Annotated in this window: 22 protein-coding genes and 1 pseudogene; 15 read left to right on the forward strand and 8 right to left on the reverse strand. The window is 63.1% G+C overall.

The annotated features are described in order from the left end of the window. Positions 1–163 precede the first annotated feature (163 nt). Positions 164–1717, forward strand: a complete 1554-nt coding sequence (locus tag NKH97_RS08205; protein WP_352796044.1) for an EAL domain-containing protein — start codon at positions 164–166, stop codon at positions 1715–1717. 31 nt (positions 1718–1748) lie between these two features. Here NKH97_RS08205 and NKH97_RS08210 read toward each other — a convergent pair whose 3' ends face one another. Next, complete coding sequence (locus NKH97_RS08210; RefSeq protein ID WP_352796047.1) at positions 1749–2183, reverse strand: Kazal-type serine protease inhibitor domain-containing protein; 435 nt, start codon at positions 2181–2183, stop codon at positions 1749–1751. Between the two features lie 492 nt (positions 2184–2675). Between NKH97_RS08210 and NKH97_RS08215 the strand changes: the two genes are divergently transcribed. From NKH97_RS08215 to NKH97_RS08225, 3 genes are all read left to right on the forward strand, one after another. Beyond that, positions 2676–2888 carry a cold-shock protein gene (locus NKH97_RS08215; RefSeq protein WP_006202520.1) on the forward strand — a complete coding sequence of 71 codons (213 nt, stop codon included), beginning with the start codon at positions 2676–2678 and terminating at the stop codon, positions 2886–2888. A 320-nt stretch (positions 2889–3208) separates the two neighbouring features. Beyond that, positions 3209–3421 carry a cold-shock protein gene (locus NKH97_RS08220; protein ID WP_013530020.1) on the forward strand — a complete coding sequence of 71 codons (213 nt, stop codon included), beginning with the start codon at positions 3209–3211 and terminating at the stop codon, positions 3419–3421. A gap of 182 nt (positions 3422–3603) precedes the next feature. Further along, a complete protein-coding gene (locus NKH97_RS08225; RefSeq protein WP_023809802.1) occupies positions 3604–4032 on the forward strand; it encodes a BA14K family protein in 429 nt (142 codons plus the stop codon). A gap of 126 nt (positions 4033–4158) precedes the next feature. Here the strand turns inward: NKH97_RS08225 and NKH97_RS08230 are convergent, their stop codons facing one another. The 3 genes from NKH97_RS08230 to NKH97_RS08240 all read right to left on the reverse strand — a co-directional run bounded on the left by NKH97_RS08230 (position 4159) and on the right by NKH97_RS08240 (position 6291). Further along, a complete protein-coding gene (locus NKH97_RS08230; RefSeq protein ID WP_024505622.1) occupies positions 4159–4797 on the reverse strand; it encodes an MBL fold metallo-hydrolase in 639 nt (212 codons plus the stop codon). Positions 4798–4934: 137 nt separating this feature from the next. Next, on the reverse strand, positions 4935–5252 hold the full coding sequence (locus NKH97_RS08235; RefSeq protein WP_023809804.1) for a hypothetical protein: 318 nt from the start codon (positions 5250–5252) through the stop codon (positions 4935–4937). 145 nt (positions 5253–5397) lie between these two features. Next, positions 5398–6291: a branched-chain amino acid aminotransferase gene (locus NKH97_RS08240; RefSeq protein ID WP_352796052.1), complete on the reverse strand. Its 894-nt coding sequence runs from the start codon at positions 6289–6291 to the stop codon at positions 5398–5400. A 246-nt stretch (positions 6292–6537) separates the two neighbouring features. Here NKH97_RS08240 and NKH97_RS08245 point away from each other — a divergent pair, with 246 nt between their 5' ends. From NKH97_RS08245 to NKH97_RS08260, 4 genes are all read left to right on the forward strand, one after another. After that, the gene (locus NKH97_RS08245) at positions 6538–7071 is read left to right on the forward strand and encodes a MarR family winged helix-turn-helix transcriptional regulator (RefSeq protein ID WP_027039379.1); all 534 of its coding nucleotides are present in this window, start codon (positions 6538–6540) and stop codon (positions 7069–7071) included. Next, a complete protein-coding gene (locus NKH97_RS08250; RefSeq protein WP_013530014.1) occupies positions 7058–7777 on the forward strand; it encodes a response regulator in 720 nt (239 codons plus the stop codon). Before NKH97_RS08245 ends, NKH97_RS08250 begins: the two co-directional genes overlap by 14 nt. A 49-nt stretch (positions 7778–7826) precedes the next feature. Then, positions 7827–9242 (forward strand): ATP-binding protein, encoded by a 1416-nt coding sequence (locus tag NKH97_RS08255; protein ID WP_127416366.1) that lies wholly within the window; start codon positions 7827–7829, stop codon positions 9240–9242. Between the two features lie 221 nt (positions 9243–9463). After that, positions 9464–10486 carry a glycosyltransferase family 4 protein gene (locus NKH97_RS08260; RefSeq protein ID WP_128303772.1) on the forward strand — a complete coding sequence of 341 codons (1023 nt, stop codon included), beginning with the start codon at positions 9464–9466 and terminating at the stop codon, positions 10484–10486. An 83-nt stretch (positions 10487–10569) separates the two neighbouring features. Here NKH97_RS08260 and NKH97_RS08265 read toward each other — a convergent pair. The 3 genes and pseudogenes from NKH97_RS08265 to NKH97_RS08275 form a co-directional block, all read right to left on the reverse strand. Continuing rightward, positions 10570–10926 (reverse strand): annotated as a pseudogene (locus tag NKH97_RS08265) (tRNA-binding protein); the annotation flags it as partial. Positions 10927–10953: 27 nt separating this feature from the next. Then, on the reverse strand, positions 10954–11454 hold the full coding sequence (locus NKH97_RS08270) for a type III secretion system chaperone family protein (RefSeq protein ID WP_013893499.1): 501 nt from the start codon (positions 11452–11454) through the stop codon (positions 10954–10956). A 344-nt stretch (positions 11455–11798) separates the two neighbouring features. Then, positions 11799–12101, reverse strand: a complete 303-nt coding sequence (locus tag NKH97_RS08275) for an accessory factor UbiK family protein (protein ID WP_352663990.1) — start codon at positions 12099–12101, stop codon at positions 11799–11801. 166 nt (positions 12102–12267) lie between these two features. On the opposite strand from NKH97_RS08275, the gene lgt reads away from it, so the two are divergent. The 7 genes from lgt to NKH97_RS08310 all read left to right on the forward strand — a co-directional run bounded on the left by lgt (position 12268) and on the right by NKH97_RS08310 (position 18097). Beyond that, the gene (gene lgt, locus NKH97_RS08280; protein WP_128303769.1) at positions 12268–13122 is read left to right on the forward strand and encodes a prolipoprotein diacylglyceryl transferase; all 855 of its coding nucleotides are present in this window, start codon (positions 12268–12270) and stop codon (positions 13120–13122) included. After that, entirely contained in the window at positions 13119–14207 is a 1089-nt protein-coding gene (locus NKH97_RS08285; RefSeq protein ID WP_352796060.1) for a class I SAM-dependent methyltransferase, read from the forward strand. Before lgt ends, NKH97_RS08285 begins: the two co-directional genes overlap by 4 nt. 107 nt (positions 14208–14314) lie before the next feature. Next, a complete protein-coding gene (gene pgeF / locus NKH97_RS08290; RefSeq protein WP_352674788.1) occupies positions 14315–15109 on the forward strand; it encodes a peptidoglycan editing factor PgeF in 795 nt (264 codons plus the stop codon). Further along, positions 15109–16260, forward strand: coding sequence for a M24 family metallopeptidase (locus NKH97_RS08295; protein ID WP_352796063.1), 1152 nt, complete (start codon positions 15109–15111; stop codon positions 16258–16260). Before pgeF ends, NKH97_RS08295 begins: the two co-directional genes overlap by 1 nt. Positions 16261–16303: 43 nt before the next feature. Further along, entirely contained in the window at positions 16304–16924 is a 621-nt protein-coding gene (locus NKH97_RS08300) for a hypothetical protein (protein WP_352610477.1), read from the forward strand. A gap of 42 nt (positions 16925–16966) precedes the next feature. Further along, positions 16967–17098 (forward strand): hypothetical protein, encoded by a 132-nt coding sequence (locus tag NKH97_RS08305; protein WP_281040476.1) that lies wholly within the window; start codon positions 16967–16969, stop codon positions 17096–17098. A gap of 63 nt (positions 17099–17161) precedes the next feature. Continuing rightward, complete coding sequence (locus tag NKH97_RS08310; protein ID WP_013530002.1) at positions 17162–18097, forward strand: ribose-phosphate pyrophosphokinase; 936 nt, start codon at positions 17162–17164, stop codon at positions 18095–18097. Positions 18098–18209: 112 nt separating this feature from the next. On the opposite strand, the gene NKH97_RS08315 is transcribed toward NKH97_RS08310, so the two are convergent. After that, a complete protein-coding gene (locus NKH97_RS08315) occupies positions 18210–19094 on the reverse strand; it encodes an AraC family transcriptional regulator (protein ID WP_352796068.1) in 885 nt (294 codons plus the stop codon). Between the last annotated feature and the right edge of the window lie 52 nt (positions 19095–19146).

Raw genomic sequence — 19146 nt, forward strand, 5'->3', positions numbered from 1 at the left:
CTATCCGGTTTAGAGCGGCGGTGCTGCCCCACGACTCCATTAAAGTTCACGTAAGATCGAGGCCCTAAGATCCGCCTGAACCGGGCCGCTGCCACGATTGGTGGCCGAGACGTTTGCGGGCGACCACCCACGATCGCCGCTCATACCCGAAGGCAGGAGGCGCATGGACAGGTCGCGCATCATCGTGACGGCGGTGGTGTTGGCCATGCTGGGCGCCATCGTACCGATAGCGGCTATGTTTCATCTCGCTTGGCTTCAGGCCGTCCAAAAGGAACATGAGCGGCTGCAGTTGTTCGCCAGCCGCGCCATCGCCAGGGCCGACATCTCGCTCAAGGATGCGACCGTCGCCTTGCGGCAGATCGACCAGTTCACCGGCGTCCGCTGTTCGGCGGACCATATAGCCCGCATGCGGCAACTCACCATCAACACGCGCCCGATCGAAGAGATGGGCTATTTCGAAAATGGCCTGCTCAAATGCTCTTCCTGGGGACTGACTGAAGGGCGCGTTGCGCAATCCATCCCGGACTTCACCACCAGGGACGGCATTGCCGTCACCGCCCGCATGCAGCCGGTGATGAGCGAGGACCATTTTCTGATGGCGCTGCAATACAGGGACCACAATGTCCTTGTCGATCCGGTACGCTTTGTCGACGTCATCGTCGATCCCGGTGTCCAGCTCGCTTTGACGACGCAAACGGGCATCCTGCTTGGCGCGCTGAACGGACCGGATCCCGCCCGCATCGAGAAGATCGTCGCCGGCCCCGGCGAAGGCATCGATGACGATCTCCTGTTTGCCACCGCGCGCGAGACGGGCTGGATCGCTGTCGCCACCGAACCGACAAGCCAGATCCTGGGCAGCGTTCGCCAGCAGCAATTCCTGCTGCTCCCGCTCGGCGCCTTCATGGCCGCCTTCATCATCGGCATGGTTGTGTGGCTGTCGCGAAGGCGGCTTTCGCCCTTGGGAGAATTGCAGATCGCCGTGCGCAAGCGCGAATTCATCGTCCACTATCAGCCGATCGTCGAACTCAGGACCGGCAATTGCATCGGGGCGGAAGCGCTGGTGCGCTGGAAGCGGCCGAACGGTTCCCTCGTCCGGCCCGATCTCTTCATTCCGCTGGCGGAAGAGAGCGGCCTGATCACGGCGATCACCGATCAGGTCATTGCGATGGTTGTGTTCGACCTGAACAGGCTTCTGGTCGCCGACCGCTCGCTTCACATCGCCATCAATCTCAGCGCAACCGATGTCGGCACCGCGCGGGTCCTGCCTATCATCGAAAAGGCGTTGCAGCACACCGGGATCCGGCCCCAGCAAATCTGGCTCGAGGCGACGGAGCGAGGTTTCGTCGATATCAACTCGGCCCGCTCGACGCTCGTTCGTGCCCGCGAACTTGGCCACGCAGTGGCAATCGACGACTTCGGCACCGGCTATTCCAGCCTGTCCTATCTCGAGGGGCTGCCGCTCGATGCGCTCAAGATCGACAAATCGTTCATCGATACGATCAGCACGAATTCCGCCACCAGTTCCGTCACCCCGCATATCATCGACATGGCCAAGACACTAAAGCTGAAGATCGTTGCCGAGGGCGTGGAAACGCAGGCGCAAGCCGACTACCTCGCGGCGCGCGACGTCGACTACGCCCAGGGCTGGCTTTTCGCCAGACCCATGCCCGCGTCCGAGTTCATCGCCTACTGTCGCCAGGTGAAGCCGACGGCTTGACGCCTGTCGTCCTCAACAAGGCGCATCGTTCTCAGCACGGCCCGTCACCAACGACGCGATAGTCCGCGGCGCGGGCTTCGCAGGAATTGGGGAAGGTGCGCATCTCGCCATGACGGCGGCCGCAGACCGGAGCATATTCGCGGGTGCAGAACGTCTGCTCTTCACCGCCACCGCCACCGCCACCGCCACCGCCACCGCCACCGCCGCCGTCGCGGCACGGGCCGTCGCGCACGATGCGGTAGCCGGCCCGGTCGGCAAGACAGGCATTGGCGAAGGTCTGGCGGTCGCCGCCGCGGCGGGCACAGACCGGCTCGTACTGCTTGCTGCAATATTGCGGTTCGGGCCGTGGCGGACGCGGGCGCGGCCCTGGTCCCTCATCGACGACGACGGTGCAGGCGGCAAGAATTGCCGACAGCAACAGGATGACAAAACCCTGCCGCGAAAAGATTGCCGCCAGAAATTTCATGATGATCTCCCACGATCGGTCCCCGGTTACCGATCCTCGCCATTCCTTTGCCAAATGCAACCCCGTTTGAGCCTCGCAAACGACAACGGCGCCTGGCCCGCAAGGGGGGATAGCGCGCCGCCGATGTCTGGCCCATTCGTGGGCTGGCTCTGGCCGATGACCCGACCGGCAAGCAAGCCTATGCCGAGCCCATCGATGCCCAAGTCAGTCGATCCTTGCGTCGGGATGCGCCCAGTGTGGCGGCCCGCGGCGGTATCTTGCAACCATCACGTTTCCGTGCGATAAATTCCGTGTTCGGGCATTTGCGACCCGGAGAGCGGAACGTTTTGGACGACCTTTCCCCGATACTGTGAATCTCTGACGGCCCCGTTTTCGGCGGGGGGTTTGACCATGCGCCAATGCATGACTGCCGAAGCAACCACCGGGAACTGCCCTTTGCGCCAGGCGGCGGGCGGGACCACCAAAGACTGAACGGGTGAAGGAGTTTCCCCAATGGCCCAGACCGGCACCGTTAAATTCTTCAACGCGACCAAAGGCTTCGGTTTCATCACGCCCGATGGTGGCGCCAAGGATGTGTTCGTCCATATCTCCGCGATCGAAGCCTCCGGCTTGCGCACGCTCGTCGACGGCCAGAAGGTCACCTTCGACGTCGAGCCGGACCGCATGGGCAAGGGCCCCAAGGCCGTCAACCTCCGCGCAGCCTGAGCCATCGGCGCGCCGCATGTCACTCGGACGTGCGACGGAGGCTCCATGCCTGCCCCTGGCTTGGAGAGGGATCTGAATTTTGAAAGGCGCGGCGATCTTCGTCGCGCCTTTTCCTTATCGAAGGCGCGGGCCGGTGATGTCGCCCAAGCCGCCAGGTTCTGGGCAACGACTTGCATAAAAACAAAGACCCAAAGCATGCCGCAACGTGCTTTAGACGCCCGCAAAACTTTCCCTTGCCGATGACGCTAAAATAAAGGACAAATTTCCACTCGGGCATTTGCCGGCCCGAGACTGGAGTCTATGGGACAAAGGAGCTTCCCATGCCGCAGACCGGCACCGTCAAATTCTTCAACCATGCCAAGGGCTTCGGCTTCATCACGCCCGATGATGGAGCGAAGGATGTTTTCGTCCATATTTCAGCCGTGCAGGCGTCCGGTCTTCCCGGTCTCGAGGATGGCCAGAAAGTGTCGTTCGACACCGAGCCGGACAAGCGCGGCAAGGGTCCCAAGGCCGTCAACCTGTCGGTCGGCTGAGCCGGCTTCAAACCGGCGATCCCAGGCAGATCGCTCCCTTGAGAGCCTATGATTTTTGACGTCTGTTTTGAATAGACACGTAAAAATCCGTTCAGCCCCCGTTCAGCCACGGTCGCATATTAGTCTTCGGTAAAGCCGGACCGCATCCCCGAACTACACGGGCCGGCACGAAGGAGATCGACATGAACCGAATTTTCAAAACCGCCGTCCTGGCCGCTGCGGTGGTCGCTACCACGCTCACGGCCTTGCCCGCCGCCAATGCACGCGACTGGCGCCGTCATCATGGCCATCATGGCAACGGCGATGCCATTGCCGCCGGCGTGCTCGGCCTCGCGGCCGGCGCGCTGATCGGTGGTGCATTGGCCAATGACCGGCCGCCGCCCGGCGCTGACCGCTACTACGATGACGGTTACGATCGTGACGTGGTGATACGCCCGGCCCCGGTGCGCCGCTACTATGCGGAGCCGCGGGTGGTCTACGCCGATCGTTATGCCGAGCCGTGGACGCGTGACTGGTACGAATACTGCTCGGACCGCTACCGCAGCTTCAATTCCCGTACCGGAACGTTCACCGGCAATGACGGCGAACAGCATTTCTGCACTGCCAATTAAACCAAGGGCTTCCCTGCCCCAAAACAGAAAAGCGCTGACCGCAAGGCCAGCGCTTTTTTGTTGTGGTCCCTACAATGTCAACGGTCGCTTGAGGCTGATGAAAACAGCTACGGTTCCGAGCCTGGTTCAAGTCAAAAAAGGGTTGGTCCGCCTCTCCTCGCCAAAACGTCCGCCGGGACCGTGGCCACAGATGAAGCCGATGTCGTCGCCGAGCGGCAGGAGCTTGTCCTTGATCGAAGCGATCAGCGCCGCGTGGTCGCCGCCCGGCAGGTCGGTGCGGCCGACCGAGCCGCGGAACAGCACGTCGCCGACATGGGCGAACTTGGCCGCGCGGTTGTAATAAACAACGTGACCTGGTGCATGGCCGGGGCAGTGCAGCACCTCGAACACATGGCCGCCGAACGACACGGTCTCGCCTTCGGCCAGGAACCGGTCGGGCACGCAGTTACGCGCTCCGGCGATGCCGTAGCGCTTGCCCTGGTTTTCCAGATTGTCGAGCAGCGACTTGTCGGCCTCATGCGGACCGATGATCTCGACGCCGAGCGCCTCCTTCAACTCCATTGCGCCGCCGGCATGGTCGATGTGGCCATGCGTTATCCAGATAGCCCCGGCTGAGATCGCATTGTCCTTCAGCACCGCCAGCACCTTGTCGATATCGCCGCCAGGATCGACGACGACGCCATGCTTGTCATCCATGTCGAACAGGATGGTGCAATTCTGCTGGAACGGTGTGACCGGCACGATGCCGGCATTGAGCTGACCCATGATCGTCCTTTCGATGTTCACGGGTGATGTAGAGGCGCGGACAAAGGGCGTCCACCCTCGAAAGACGAACATCGGTAGCTCCGAAAACGGAAATGGGCGGCCGAAGCCGCCCATTTGAAAAGACCGAAACGGCCTGCCTACTTCTTCATGGCGCCCATGACCGCGCCGAGAATGGCGGTCAAGATCGCGCCGCCGCCGGCGCCGCCGACGATGTTCTGCAGGTTCAGCGCGCTGCCGAGACCGCTCGTTGCTGCTGCCGCAGCCGCCGGATCGACCGCACCGCCACCCAGCAGGCTGCCGAGGATCGCCGCACCGCCGACGCCGCCAATGGCTCCGCCCAGGATTTTGGGAAGCTGACCCATCGCCGCCGTCTTGAGCGCCGCACCGACCGCCTGACCACCGATGACGCCAGTAATCACCTGTATGATGATCGGAAGAAGCGTGTTCATGTCCATATGATTAGTCCCTCCATAGCTGTCAGCCTCCCGGGCCGACACCATCATGAGACGCCGAATTGGACGAAAGTCAAATGCAGAAACGCTGAAATAAAAGGGGCGGCCCGAAAACCGCCCCTACTTCCTAAAAAAGCTGTGACTTTCGTTATTCTGCGGCGATCGCGTGCTTGGGCTGAACGGCCGCAGAATAGTCATTCATAAGATTCTTGGCTATTTCGCCGACCTCGAATCGGTAAGGCCCGATCTCGGAAACCGGCGTCACTTCCGCTGCCGTCCCGGTCAGGAAGCACTGCTCGAAGCTTTCCAGCTCTTCCGGCAGGATGGCGCGTTCAATCACCTCCAAGGCGCGATCCTTGGCCAGCCCAATGACCGTGCGGCGGGTGATGCCGTCGAGGAAGCAGTCGGGCTTGGGTGTGTGAATCTTGCCCTCCTTGACGAAGAAGATGTTGGCTCCGGTCGCTTCGGCGACCTGGCCACGCCAGTCGAGCATCATGGCGTCGGCATAGCCCTTGGCCTCGGCGGCGTGCTTGGACATGGTGCAGATCATGTAGAGGCCGGCTGCCTTCGACTTGGAAGGCGCGGTGCGCGGGTCGGGCCGGCGCCATTCCGCCACATCGAGACGGATGCCTTTCAGCTTCTGCGCAGGATCGAAATAGCTCGGCCATTGCCAGATGGCGATGGCGCAGTTGATGCGGTTGTTCTGCGCCGAGACGCCCATCTGCTCACTGCCGCGCCAGGCAATCGGCCGGACATAGGCGTCCTGGAAACCCTGCTTCTTGAGAAGCGTGGAAGAGGCGTCGTTGAGCTCGGCCACCGAATAGGGGATATTGAAACCGAGCAGGCGTGCCGATTCATGCAGGCGCTCGGTGTGTTCGTTGAGCTTGAAGATCTCGCCGCCATAGGCGCGCTCTCCCTCGAAAACGGCGCTGGCGTAATGCAGCCCGTGCGTCAGCACATGGATCTTGGCGTCACCCCATTGGGCGAATTCGCCGTTCATCCAGATGAAGCCATCGAGTTGATCGAAGGGAACGGATGCCATGTTAACCTCCCACGGGCGGCAGCCCGGATAGTTGTATCGTTGTGTGTTTCGTGTCGGCCGCCCAAAGCGGCTTTTATGGTGGAGCGTAGGCGGATAATTGCGCTCTGGCAAACTTAGGAAATTCCGGAAAAACCGGCCTCCTTTGCCTTTTCGTTCGCAATCCGCCCAAAAGCTTGTCAAAAATTACCATTGCAGGGAAATTACGTCAATAGTACTGACATAATCTCTCTTTCCCACGGAGAAATAATGACGGATCGAAGCCCAGCCGCCGGAAAACCGATCAGGACCGCCATGTCGGTCGAGGACGGCATCGACTTCGCCATCATCGAGCTGCTCTTCTTCGCCTATCGTGACTTCACCTCCGATCCGGACCAGATCCTGGCCGACTACGGCTTCGGCCGGGCCCACCACCGGGTGCTGCATTTCGTCAACCGCAGGCCGGGCCTGACGGTCGCCGAACTGCTCGACGTGCTGAAGATCACCAAACAGAGCCTGGCCCGTGTGCTCAAGCAGTTGATTGACACCGACCATGTCGTGCAGTTGCAAGGTCCGCGCGACCGCCGCCAGCGCGAACTTTATCCGACGGCCAAGGGCCGTGCGCTGGCGCTGGCGCTGGCGCGGCCACAGTCGCGCCGCATCCATGCTGCATTGGGGGATTCCGGAGTAACCGAACGGACCTTGGTGGAACGGTTCCTCGAAGCGATGGTCAATCCGGAACTGAGGGCGCAGATCGACGTTGGGTCCGCAAAAATGTCAGGGAAAAGCCATGGAGAGCACTGAACGGGTCGATCATGCGGCCGCGCCGGACGACGACGCGCCGCATCTGCTTGTCGTCGACGACGACACCCGCATCCGCAATCTTCTCAAGCAGTATCTGACCGAAAACGGCTTTCGCGTCACCGTCGCCGGCAATGCCGGCGAAGCCAGGCGCAAGCTTGCCGGCCTCGACTTCGACCTTCTGGTGCTGGACGTCATGATGCCGGGTGAGACGGGCGTCGACCTGACCAAGTCGCTGCGGGCCGAAAAGAACGTACCGATCCTGATGCTGACGGCCCTGTCGGAGACCGACAGCCGCATCTCAGGGCTTGAGGCCGGCGCCGACGACTACCTGCCGAAGCCGTTCGATCCGCGCGAGCTGATCCTGCGCATCAACAACATCCTTCGCCGTGGTGGCCCGGCGACCACGCCCAAGGTCGAGCAGTTGGTCTTCGGCCCCTACACCTTCCAGATCGCCCGGCGCGAATTGAAGCGTGGCGGCGAGGCGCTGAAGCTGACCGACCGCGAACAGGAGATCCTGGCGATCTTCGCGGCAAGGGCCGGCGAGACGATACCCCGCCACGAGCTTGTCGGTGACGATTCGGAGGTCGGCGAGCGCACCATCGACGTCCAGATCAACCGGCTGCGCCGCAAGATCGAGCGCGATCCGTCCAACCCGGTCTGGCTGCAGACCGTGCGCGGTATTGGGTATCGGCTCAGCGTGGAATAGAATGCCGCCTGCGGCCTGCTGAGCGGCTGCGGGCAAGCGAAATGAGCGAATGGCAACCACGGAACTGGAACAGCCGGGCAATGGCGGCTTGAGCGCACGCGCCGCGCGGACGCTGAAGGCGGTGCCGCGCGCCTGGAACCGCTTCTGGCGCCTCGTCTCGCTCTATATGCCCAAGCGGCTCTATGCCCGCTCGCTGATCATCGTCATCGCGCCGATGATCCTGCTGCAATCGGTCGTCGCCTTCGTCTTCATGGAACGTCATTGGGCAACCGTGACGCAGCGCCTGTCGCAGGCCACCGTGCGCGACATTGCCGCCATCATCGACCTGATCGAGACCTATCCGCGCGATGCCGACTACACCAACATCATCCGCATCGCCCAGGACCGCATGCAGCTGAAGGTCGACCTCTTGCCGCCCGACCCACTGCCCGCGCCCGGTCCAAAGCCGTTTTTCTCGATTTTGGATGATGTTCTCTCGTCCGAGATCACCCGCCAGATCAACCGCCCGTTCTGGATCGACACGGTCGGCAACTCCAACATCGTCGAGGTGCGCGTGCAGCTCGAGGGCAAGGTGCTGCGCGTCTTCGTGCGCCGCAGCCAGGCCTATGCCTCCAACACCCACATCTTCCTGATCTGGATGGTCGGCACCTCGCTGGTGCTCCTGATGATCGCCATCCCCTTCCTGCGCAACCAGATCCGGCCGATCCTGATGCTCGCCGAAGCCGCCGAAAGCTTCGGCAAGGGCCGGCCGATGCCGCGCGACTTCCGGCCGCGCGGCGCCGAGGAGGTTCGCCGCGCCGGCTTTGCCTTCATGCAGATGCGCGAGCGCATCGAGCGCCAGATCGAGCAACGCACCGCCATGCTGACCGGCGTCAGCCATGACCTGCGAACCATCCTCACCCGCTTCAAGCTGCAGTTGGCGCTTTCCGGCGGCAAGGCCGAGACCAAGGCCGCGCTCGACCAGGACATCGACGACATGCAGTCGATGCTCGAAGGCTATCTCGCCTTTGCCCGTGGCGAGGCTTCGGAAGACGCCGGACGGTTCGATCTCGAGGCCTATTTCGAGAAGCTCGACGAGGAGGCCAGGCTGCGCAAGCGCAAGCTGTCAACGACGCTTGCCGGAGACCCCGACGTGCATGTGCGGCCGAACGCCTTTGCCCGGCTGATGTCCAACGTCATCGGCAACGCCTTCCGCTATGCCAAGACGGTGGAAGTCAACGCCACCCATGGCCGCGGCTCGCTGCTGGTCACCATCGACGACGATGGTCCGGGCATCCCCGCTGACCGGCGCGAAGACGTGTTCAAACCCTTCGTGCGGCTCGACGAGGCCCGCAACCTCGATGCCAGCGGCACCGGGCTCGGCCTGTCGATCGCCCGCGACATCGCCCGTTCCCATGGCGGCGACATCACCCTTGAAGACAGCCCGCTCGGCGGACTGCGCGCCATCATCAAGGTTCCCGCATAACGGGGCACGATTCCGAAAAGTGGAAACCGGCTTCATCGGCCCGTCATGAAACCATGATCAAGAGCGTGCATGAAGCGCGCGACCTCAATTGATTCGGCCTTGCCGCCTCACTTCGACCCCGTGCCCGTCCGGGTGCGCTGGAGCGAAGCGAGAGCAGCGGGCTGGTCGCCGTTCCGGCATCGTCTCAAGGCAACCGTCGACCTTTCCTGCAAAGGGCCGCCATGCGCATATTGATGGTCACCGATGCCTGGCGGCCGCAGGTTAACGGCGTTGTCCACACGCTGGAGCGGCTCACCGAGACGCTGAAATCCTTCGATGTCGCCGTGGATTTCCTGACGCCGAACATCTTTCGCACCCTGCCCTTGCCGACCTATCCCGACATCAGGCTGGCGCTGACCACGCCCGGCCATGTCGCGCGCCTGATCGACGCCGGCAGAGCCGACCACATCCACATCGTCACCGAAGGACCGCTCGGCATCATGGCGCGGCGCTATTGCCGCAATGCCGGCAGGCCGTTCACCACCAGCTATCACACGCGCTTCCCCGAATATCTCAGCGCACGGCTGCCGGTGCCGGAAAGCTGGGCCTATCGCTGGCTGCGCGATTTCCACAATTCCGGCCAAGGCACGCTGGTCGCCACCCAGTCGCTCGCAGACGACCTCTCAGCGCGCGGCTTCACCAAGCTGCGGCCGTGGACGCGCGGCGTCGACACCGACCATTTCCGGCCCGACAAGAAGAAGGATCTCGGCTTCCCCGGCCCTGTCTTCCTCTGCGTCGGCCGCGTCGCCATCGAAAAGAACCTCTCCGCCTTTCTCGACCTCGACCTGCCGGGCAGCAAGGTGATCGTCGGCGAAGGCCCCGAGCTTGCCAGGCTCAAGGCAAAATATCCGCAAGCGCATTTCCTTGGCCATCGCCCCAACGACGAACTGGCCGAGATCTATGCCTCGGCCGATGTCTTCGTCTTCCCGAGCCGCACCGACACGTTCGGCAACGTCATCATCGAGGCATTGGCCAGCGGCACGCCGGTTGCCGCCTATCCGGTGACCGGGCCTATCGACATCGTCGGCGACGGCTTTGGCGGCGCGGTCTCCAACGATCTGCGCGAGGCCTCGCTTGCGGCGCTCAATGTAGACCGTGCCGAAGCCCGCGAACGTGCCATGCGCTATAGCTGGAAAGCCTGTGCGGAGATGTTTCTCGATACGGTCGAGGAAGCACTGGGCACAACGCGCAAGCTGGCGGCCTGACCAAAGGCTGGCGGCACCGTACTGTTCGACATCAGCAGGACGGAGGAAGCGCGAAGGAACGCGACGGTCGTTCCTCTAGCCCAAAACAACCGCCCGCCATCCGGCACCTTGCGCTCGATCGCGCCGAGCACCACAGCGCCCTCTTCGTCGGGAAAGCCGAGCGTCAGCACTTCCGACATGAATGGACCGATCTGGCGCGGCGGGAAATTGACCACCGCGAACACCTGCCGGCCGATCAGCGTCTCCGGTGTATAATATTTGGTGATCTGCGCCGACGATTTCTTGATGCCGATGCCTGGGCCGAAATCGATCTTCAGCTTGACTGCGGGCTTGCGCGCCTCGGGAAACGGTTCGGCCTCGACGATCGTGCCGGCGCGGATGTCGACACGATCGAAATCGGCAAAACTGATCTCGGGCTTGCGCTCGCTGTTCGAACTCATCTTGGTTCTTGTCTGCCTTACGGGGACTCAGGCGTTGCCGTAGGTCTCGAACAGCACGCCGGCCAGGGCGTCCTTGGCCGAGGTTCCCGACCAGACGACGAACTGGAACGCCTGGAAATAGCATTCGCAGGCTTCCAGCGCCGACGACAGCAGCACTTCGACCTGCTGGCTCGACGGCTCGACCCCGCCGGCCAGCAGCAGCGATTGGCGGAACATAATCGCGCCCTCCTGCTCCCAGAGGTCGAAATGGCCAAACAGCATCTGCTCATTGATCAACGACAAGAGCCGCATCACTTCCAGCGCGCGGGTCTCCGGCACCTTGATGTCGAAGGCACAGGCCAGGTGCAGCGCTTCGAAATCCTCCATCCACGAAAAGGAGACGTGATAGTCGGTCCAGCTTCCGGCAACCGAGATCGAAATCTCGTCGTCGCCTGCCCGCTCAAAGGACCAGTCGTTGTTGTGGGCCACCTGCTCGATAACATCCACCGGATGGATTTCGCGGGAGAATTCGAGTTCGAGAAGTTCCATGGAATGCTTCCTGTCGTTCTGTACGAGCGCCGCCACACGCTCCGCGGGAGGGCACACACAACGAACAATCTTGTCTAGAACTCGGACGGCCAGGACTTTCCTGCGCAAAAGACTACTTCTCGACGCAAAGACCCCAGACCGGACCCCACCGCCCGGTCGCATGACCCTGCTCCGAATCATGCAACAAATTCAGTCTATTGATCGGGAGTCGCGTGAACAGCCCAATTTTTCGCACTGCGTCATTCGCATGTGGAAAGCCGCTGTCACAAAGATTCATGCAATGCCGTTAAGCGATTCACGGCAAAGCGCTTTTCAGGATCGGGCTATGTGGAAAAGTTTAACGATTATTTTTTTGCGCGGGGCTTGGCCGCCGCCGCCGGTGCGGCGTCACCGGCCAGTTCCGCAAGCTTCGCCTCGAGCACCTCGATACGGGCGGCAAGGCGGGTGTTTTCTTCCCGGGCCTTGGCGGCCATCTCGCGCGCTGCCTCGAACTCTTCGCGCTGCACCACGTCCATGGTGTTGAGGATGCGTTCGGCCTGGCCTTTGAAGGCGGTCTCCACCTCCCGGCGCACGCCCTGGGCAGCGCCGGCGGCATCGGTCATCAGCTTGGCGAATTCATCGAGAATGCGGTTCGGTCCGGTCGACATGGCAAATCCTCGCTTGCTCGAAATGAGGTAATGGCGCCGCGCGTCGAATGCAAGCATGTTGCGCCGCGCTGCGGCATCAAGTCGAGGGCGCCCACCTTGCCTTGACCCTGCCAAAACCCTGCCGCATGGTCCGCGCCCAAACACGTTCGCAACCGAGAGTTCCCCGTTGAACGAATATTTCCTGCTGCCTCTGGCCTCCCTACCCTTCCCCAACATCAACCCGATCCTCATCCAGATCGGGCCGCTGGCGGTGCATTGGTATGGCGTCGGCTATATCGTCGGCATCCTGTTCGCCTGGTGGTATGCCAAGCGGCTCGCCTCTAATGCCAAGCTATGGCCGAACGGCGTCCTGCCGATGAAGCCGGAGGATCTCGACGATTTCATCGTCTGGGCGGCCATCGGCGTCGTGCTGGGCGGCCGCACCGGCTATGTGCTGTTCTATGATCTGCCGCGCTACATCGCCCACCCGCTCGACATCTTGGCGGTCTGGCAAGGCGGTATGTCGTTCCATGGCGGCCTGCTCGGCGTCATCCTCGCCATGACGCTGTTTTCCATCAAGCGCGGCATCCGCATCTGGTCGCTGTTTGACGTCGTGGCGGCCGGCGTGCCGGTCGGCCTTGGCCTGGTGCGCGTCGCCAACTTCATCAACTCCGAGCTATGGGGGCGCCCGACCGACGTGCCCTGGGCTTTCGAATTCCCCAATGGCGGGCCGTTTGCCCGTCACCCGAGCCAGCTCTACGAGGCGCTTCTCGAAGGCGTGGTGCTGTTCCTCGTGCTGCGCATCCTCACCCATTCGCGCCTCAAGCTGAAGACGCCGCGCTTCGTCGGCGGCGCCTTCATCTGCGGCTACGGCCTGTCGCGCATTTTCGTCGAGTTCTTCCGCGAGCCCGACCAGCAGCTCGGCTACCTCCTCGGCACCAACTGGCTGACCATGGGCATGATCCTGTCGACGCCGATGGTGCTGGCCGGTATCTGGGCGATGCTGACCGCCAGGCCGGTGGCGCAGCCGCAGCCGGCATGACACGGCTGAAAACCCGCATCGTCGACCTGATCGAGGCATTGGGGCCACTTCCGATCAACGAATACATGGCGCTGTGCCTGTTCGACCCGGCGGACGGCTACTACACGACGCGCGAACCTTTTGGTACGGCCGGCGACTTCATCACCGCGCCGGAAATCAGCCAGATGTTCGGCGAACTGGTCGCCGTGTGGATGTACCAGGCGTGGCAGGCGAGCGGCCGGCCGCTGCCGGCCACCATCGCCGAGATCGGCCCCGGCCGCGGCACGCTGATGAAGGACATGCTGCGTACGCTGTCGCGGCTCGATCCTGATCTGGCCAGCGGCGCCACCTTCGCCATGATCGAGACCAGCCCGCGCCTGACCGAGGTGCAGAAGCAGACGCTTGGCGCCACACCCTTCGCGGTTGGCTGGCATGAAACCATCGAGACCTTGCCGCAGCAACCGCTGTTCATCGTCGGCAACGAACTGTTCGACACCGTGCCCATCCGCCAGTTCGTCCGCGCCGGCACCGGCTGGCGCGAGCGCATGGTCGGCCTCGACGAGACCAACGACCTTTGCTTCTTCGCCGGCGCCGGTTCGGTCGACCCAACGCTGCTGCCCGCCGATGCCACTCAAGCGCCGCAAGGTGCGATTGCCGAAGTGGCGCCTGCCCGCACCGCGCTCATGGCAACGATCGCCGAGCGCATATCCAGGCATGGCGGCGTTGGCCTGTTTCTCGACTACGGCCATCTCCAGCCGGGTGTCGGGGACACGCTGCAGGCCTTGCGCAGCCACGATCACGAAGATGTGCTGGCCAATCCCGGTGAGGCCGACCTCACCTCCCATGTCGATTTCGCCGCCCTTGCCATGATCGTGCGTGCACATGGCCTCGAAGCTCATCTGACGACACAGGGCGACTTCCTCCTCGGCATGGGTATCCTCCAGCGCGCCGGCCGGCTTGGCGCCGATGCCGGCCAGGCGGCGCGCGAAAGGATCGCCGGGGACGTCGAGCGCCTCGCAGGGCCGCAAGCCATGGGCGAGCTGTTCAAGGTGCTTGCGGTACTGCCCCGCGGCGTGGCGGTTCGGCCCTTCGCCGGGGCGGATTGACTTTTTACCGCCACCCCTCCCAATCTCCCGTCCGCGCTTTGCAGCGCCTGTTCTCGACTAAGCACCTTCTTCTTGACGAAACCGCCCACACGGACAACAACGCCCGCATGCTGAATCAGACCAAACCGGATCCCGTTCGGTCGCCGCTGCTGGACAAGGCGCGGGCACAAGGCATTCGCCACGGCTATTTCACCCGCGTCGGCGGTGTCTCCGGCGGCATCTACCAGGGCCTCAACATCGGCACCGGATCGAATGACGACCCGATGCTTGTGGCGCAGAACCGCGCCCGTGTCGCGGCATGGATGGGCGTGCCGGCGAGCCATCTGTTAACCGCCTGGCAAATCCATTCGCCCGACGTCATCATCGCCAGGGAGCCCTTTGCCGGCGAGCGGCCCAAGGCAGACGCCATCGTCACCGACCGGCCGGGCATCGCCATCGGCGCTTCGACCGCCGATTGCGGTCCCGTGTTGTTCGCTGATGCCGAGGCGCGCATCATCGGCGCCGCGCATGCCGGCTGGAAAGGCGCGTTCACTGGCGTGCTCGAAAACACCATCCTGGCAATGGAAAGCCTCGGCGCCCGGCGTCAAAACATCGTCGCCGTGCTGGGCCCCTCCATCGGCCCGCAAAACTACGAGGTCGGCCCGGAATTCGTCGCCCGCTTTGTCGATGCCGACGCCGAAAACATCCTCTATTTCGCGCCGTCCGCCAATGCCGGCCATGCGATGTTCGACCTCAACCGCTACACGGTTGACCGGTTGGCCAAGGCCGGCGTGACGGCTGAGGGCCTCGACCGCTGCACTTACGCCGAGGAGGGCCTGTTCTACTCCTACCGGCGCACCACGCATCGCAAGGAGCCCGATTACGGCCGGCAGGTTTCGGCAATTGTCTTGGAGAGGGAATAATGGCGCTGCATTTTGAACGATCTGAATTTGACGCGCGGCGCGACCGGCTGATCATCGAGATGGCCGAAAAGAAGCTCGACGCCATCCTGCTGTTCGCGCAGGAAAGCATGTACTGGCTGACGGGCTACGACACGTTCGGCTTCTGCTTCTTCCAGTGCCTGGTGGTGAAGGCCGACGGTTCGATGGTGCTTCTGACCCGCTCGGCCGACCTGCGCCAGGCGCGTCAGACCTCGATTATCGACAACATCGTCTTGTGGACCGACCGCAACGGCGCCAATCCGGCGGTCGACCTGCGCAATCTGCTCAACGAACTCGACCTGCTCGGCGCCCGCATCGGTGTCGAATACGACACCCATGGCCTGACCGCGTTCAATGGCCGACGGCTCGACGAACAGTTGCAGACCTTCGGCCAGATCGCCGATGCGTCCGGCATTGTCGGCCGTCTGCGCCTGTTCAAGAGCCCGGCCGAGGTCGCCAAGGCCGAGAAGGCCGCCAATCTTTCCGATGATGCGCTCGACGCGGCGCTGCCGCTGATCAAGCAGGGCGGCGACGAAGCCCTGATCCTGGCCGCCATGCAGGGTGCGATCTTTGCCGGCGGCGGCGACTATCCGGCCAACGAGTTCATCATCGGCTCCGGCGTCGACGCGCTGCTGTGCCGCTACAAGGGCGGCCGCCGCAAGCTCACCAAGAACGACCAGCTGACGCTCGAATGGGCCGGCGTCTTCAACCACTACCATGCGCCGATGATGCGCACGGTGCTGACCGGCAAGGTGTCGAAGCGCCATCAGGAGCTGTTCGACGCGGCGCGCGCAGCACTTCTGGCCGTCGAGAAGGCGATGGCGCCGGGCAACAGCTTCGGCGACGTCTTCGATGCTCATGCCCGCACCATGGAGGCGCACGGCCTGACCAAGCACCGGCTGAACGCCTGCGGCTATTCAGTCGGCGCCCGCTTCACCCCGTCCTGGATGGACATGCCGATGTTCTACCAGGGCAATCCCGAACCGATCGCGCCCAACATGACGCTGTTCGCCCATATGATCATCATGGACTCCGATACCGAGACGGCGATGACGCTTGGCCGCACCTACCTGACCACCGAATCCCAGCCCAAGCCGCTGTCCCGCCATGATCTCGACTTGATCGTACAGTGAATCCACAATGGGAGGCGTTCTTCGCCAAGGAGTTAGAAGGCAAATGAGACGATCGCATGTGACGACCGTGTCATTGCTTGTGGCATTGGCTCTTGCCGCCTGCACCAACGCAAAGGACGTGCTCGAACCGTCGGCGATCACGCCGCCGGCGACGTCGACCCAGACGCTGCCCGCAACGTCAGGCAGCACGGTTCCGGCCGGGCCCGCCACCAGCACGGCGGGCGCTTTCGCAACCACCGCCGCACCGGTCACATCAGCCCAAAGCGCTGCCATCCTGTCGAAGACCCGCCTGCAGATCGCGCCGATCGTCGGCGCTTCGGTAGAAGCCGCGACACCTCTGACGGCGGAGTTGCAGACCCGCGCCAGGCAGCGCGGTATCACGCTCGCCGGCAGCGCCGACCAGACCGTGACACATGTGCTGAAGGGCTATTTCTCGACGATGTCGGAAGGCGCCGACACCACCGTCATCTATGTCTGGGATGTCTATGACCCCGCCGGCAACCGGCTGCACCGCATCAATGGTCAGCAGAAGGCCCCGTCGGTCAATTCCGGCGCCAGCGTGGGCGGCGACAGCTGGAAGGGGGTCTCGCCGGCCACCATGCAGACGATCGCCGACCAGACCATCGACCAATTCGCGGCCTGGCTCGGCGGCAAGGCCGGCTAGAGGCATCGGACCCAAAAGTGGAGACAGTTTTGGGAAAATCCGATGCCCAACGAGAAGAAGGAGCAGCGCAAGTCCGCTGCTCCCTGTGGCAGCCCGGCGATGGCGCGGAGCTTTCTTGAGTTTAGCCGGCGGATTCCCGATCTCGGCGCTTGCAATACCGGCGCGGGCCGCTAAAAGCCCGGTTAAAGGGCGCAAGCGAGTCCGTCAGGTCTCATCATCCTCCACCAGGAACCGTGCATGAAACTCTTCGCGGGCAATTCCAACAGGGTGCTGGCCGAAGCGGTCGCCCGGTACCTCAACGTCCCGCTGGGCAAAGCCACGGTCAGGCGCTTCGCCGACCAGGAAATCTTCGTCGAAATCCAGGAAAACGTGCGCGGCGAGGATGTCTTCATCCTGCAATCGACCTCGTTCCCAACCAACGATCATTTGATGGAATTGCTCATCATGATCGATGCCTTCATGCGTTCCTCGGCCAAGCGCATCACGGCGGTCATCCCCTATTTCGGCTACGCCAGGCAGGACCGCCGCGCCTCCGGCCGCACGCCGATCTCGGCCAAGCTGGTCGCCAACATGATCACCCGCGCCGGTGTCGACCGCGTTCTGACGCTTGACCTGCATGCCGGCCAGATCCAGGGCTTCTTCGACATTCCGACCGACAATCTGTTTTCCGTGCCGGTGATGGCCCGCGACGTGAAGGCCAAATACAAGCAGCTCGGCAACGTCGTGGTGGTCTCGCCCGACATTGGCGGCGTGGTCCGCGCCCGTGCGCTGGCCAAGCGCTTCGATGCGCAACTGGCCATCGTCGACAAGCGCCGCGAGCGTCCCGGCGAATCGGAAGTCATGAACATCATCGGCGCGGTCGCCGGCAAGGATTGCCTGCTTATCGACGACATCGTCGATTCCGGCGGCACGCTGTGCAACGCCGCCGATGCGCTGCTGGCCAACGGCGCCACCAGCGTCACCGCCTATATCACGCACGGCGTGCTGTCGGGCGGCGCGGTTGCCCGCATCAGCGGTTCGAAGCTCCAGGAACTGGTGATCACCGATTCCATCCAGCCGACGCAGGGCGTGCTCGATGCTCCCAACATCCGCGTCATCTCGATCGCCGACCTGATGGGCGAAGCCATTTCGCGCACCGCGACCGAAGAATCGGTGTCGAGCCTGTTCGACTAGAGCAATTCCAGGAAAAGTGTGAAGCGGTTTTCCGTCTAGAACTGCGACAAAGAGTTAGAGCAGATCGCCGTTTCCGTGAAACGGTGAGATGCTTCTAGAACAGCACCTGCCGTTACGGCGCAGAGCTTTCCAACCGAACCGGCCCGATCAGGCGACGAGCGACCTCGACGCTCTCTCGTGCGCCGCGCATATAGCCGCGCGGCGAGGTCCCCAGCATGCGCTTGAACATGGTGATGAAGGCCGGCACGCTGTCATAGCCGAGATCGAGCGCCACCCTGGTGATCGGCTCGCCGTCCGCCAGCCTGGGCAGCGCCGCGAACAGGCAGGCCTGCTGGCGCCATGTTGACAGCGACAGGCCGGTCTGGCGCTGGAAGGCGCGCGTGAACGAACGCCGGCTCATGCCGGCTGCATCGGCCCACTCGTCGATCGTCGCGTGCGGCGACGGTGCCGCGACGAAGCGCCGGCACAGCGCCGACAGCCTTGGATCGGACGGGAATGGCAGCCCGAGAGGCCGTTCCGGCAAGGTCGGGATTTCGTGCAGCAAAAGGTTCATGATCAGCCCACCGCGTCCTTCCAGAACGCCGCCTTGCGGCAGCTTTTCCGATTCCACGATCAGGCTGTGCATCAGGTCGGTGACGCCGACGACGCGCAAGCCTTCAGGCAGCCCGGGGATCGCCTGAGGCATGACATAAACCGAACGCATCGAGACATCGCCCAGCATCTCGACGGAATGCTCGGTGCCGGCTGGAATCCACATCGCGTGGTCGGGCGGCACCATCCAGCGCCCGTACCGCGTCGTCACCAGCACCACGCCGACAAGCGCATGCAAGAGCTGGCTGCGGCTGTGGCGGTGCTGCGGCACGCGGTAGCCGTCCGGATATTCGGTCGGCAGTGCCACCGCCGGCCCGGCCACTTGCTCAAGCCATTGCCAACGGCTCTCGTGCAACTGGCCGAGATTGGCATTGCCGACGTGAAAGACTTCTTTGCCGTACGGCATCCGATATGGCCCACTTGCGAAACTATTGGACCAAACCACGAAAGAAGTCGTG

This window comes from Mesorhizobium sp. M0870, assembly GCF_040319775.1.
Lineage (GTDB): Bacteria > Pseudomonadota > Alphaproteobacteria > Rhizobiales > Rhizobiaceae > Mesorhizobium.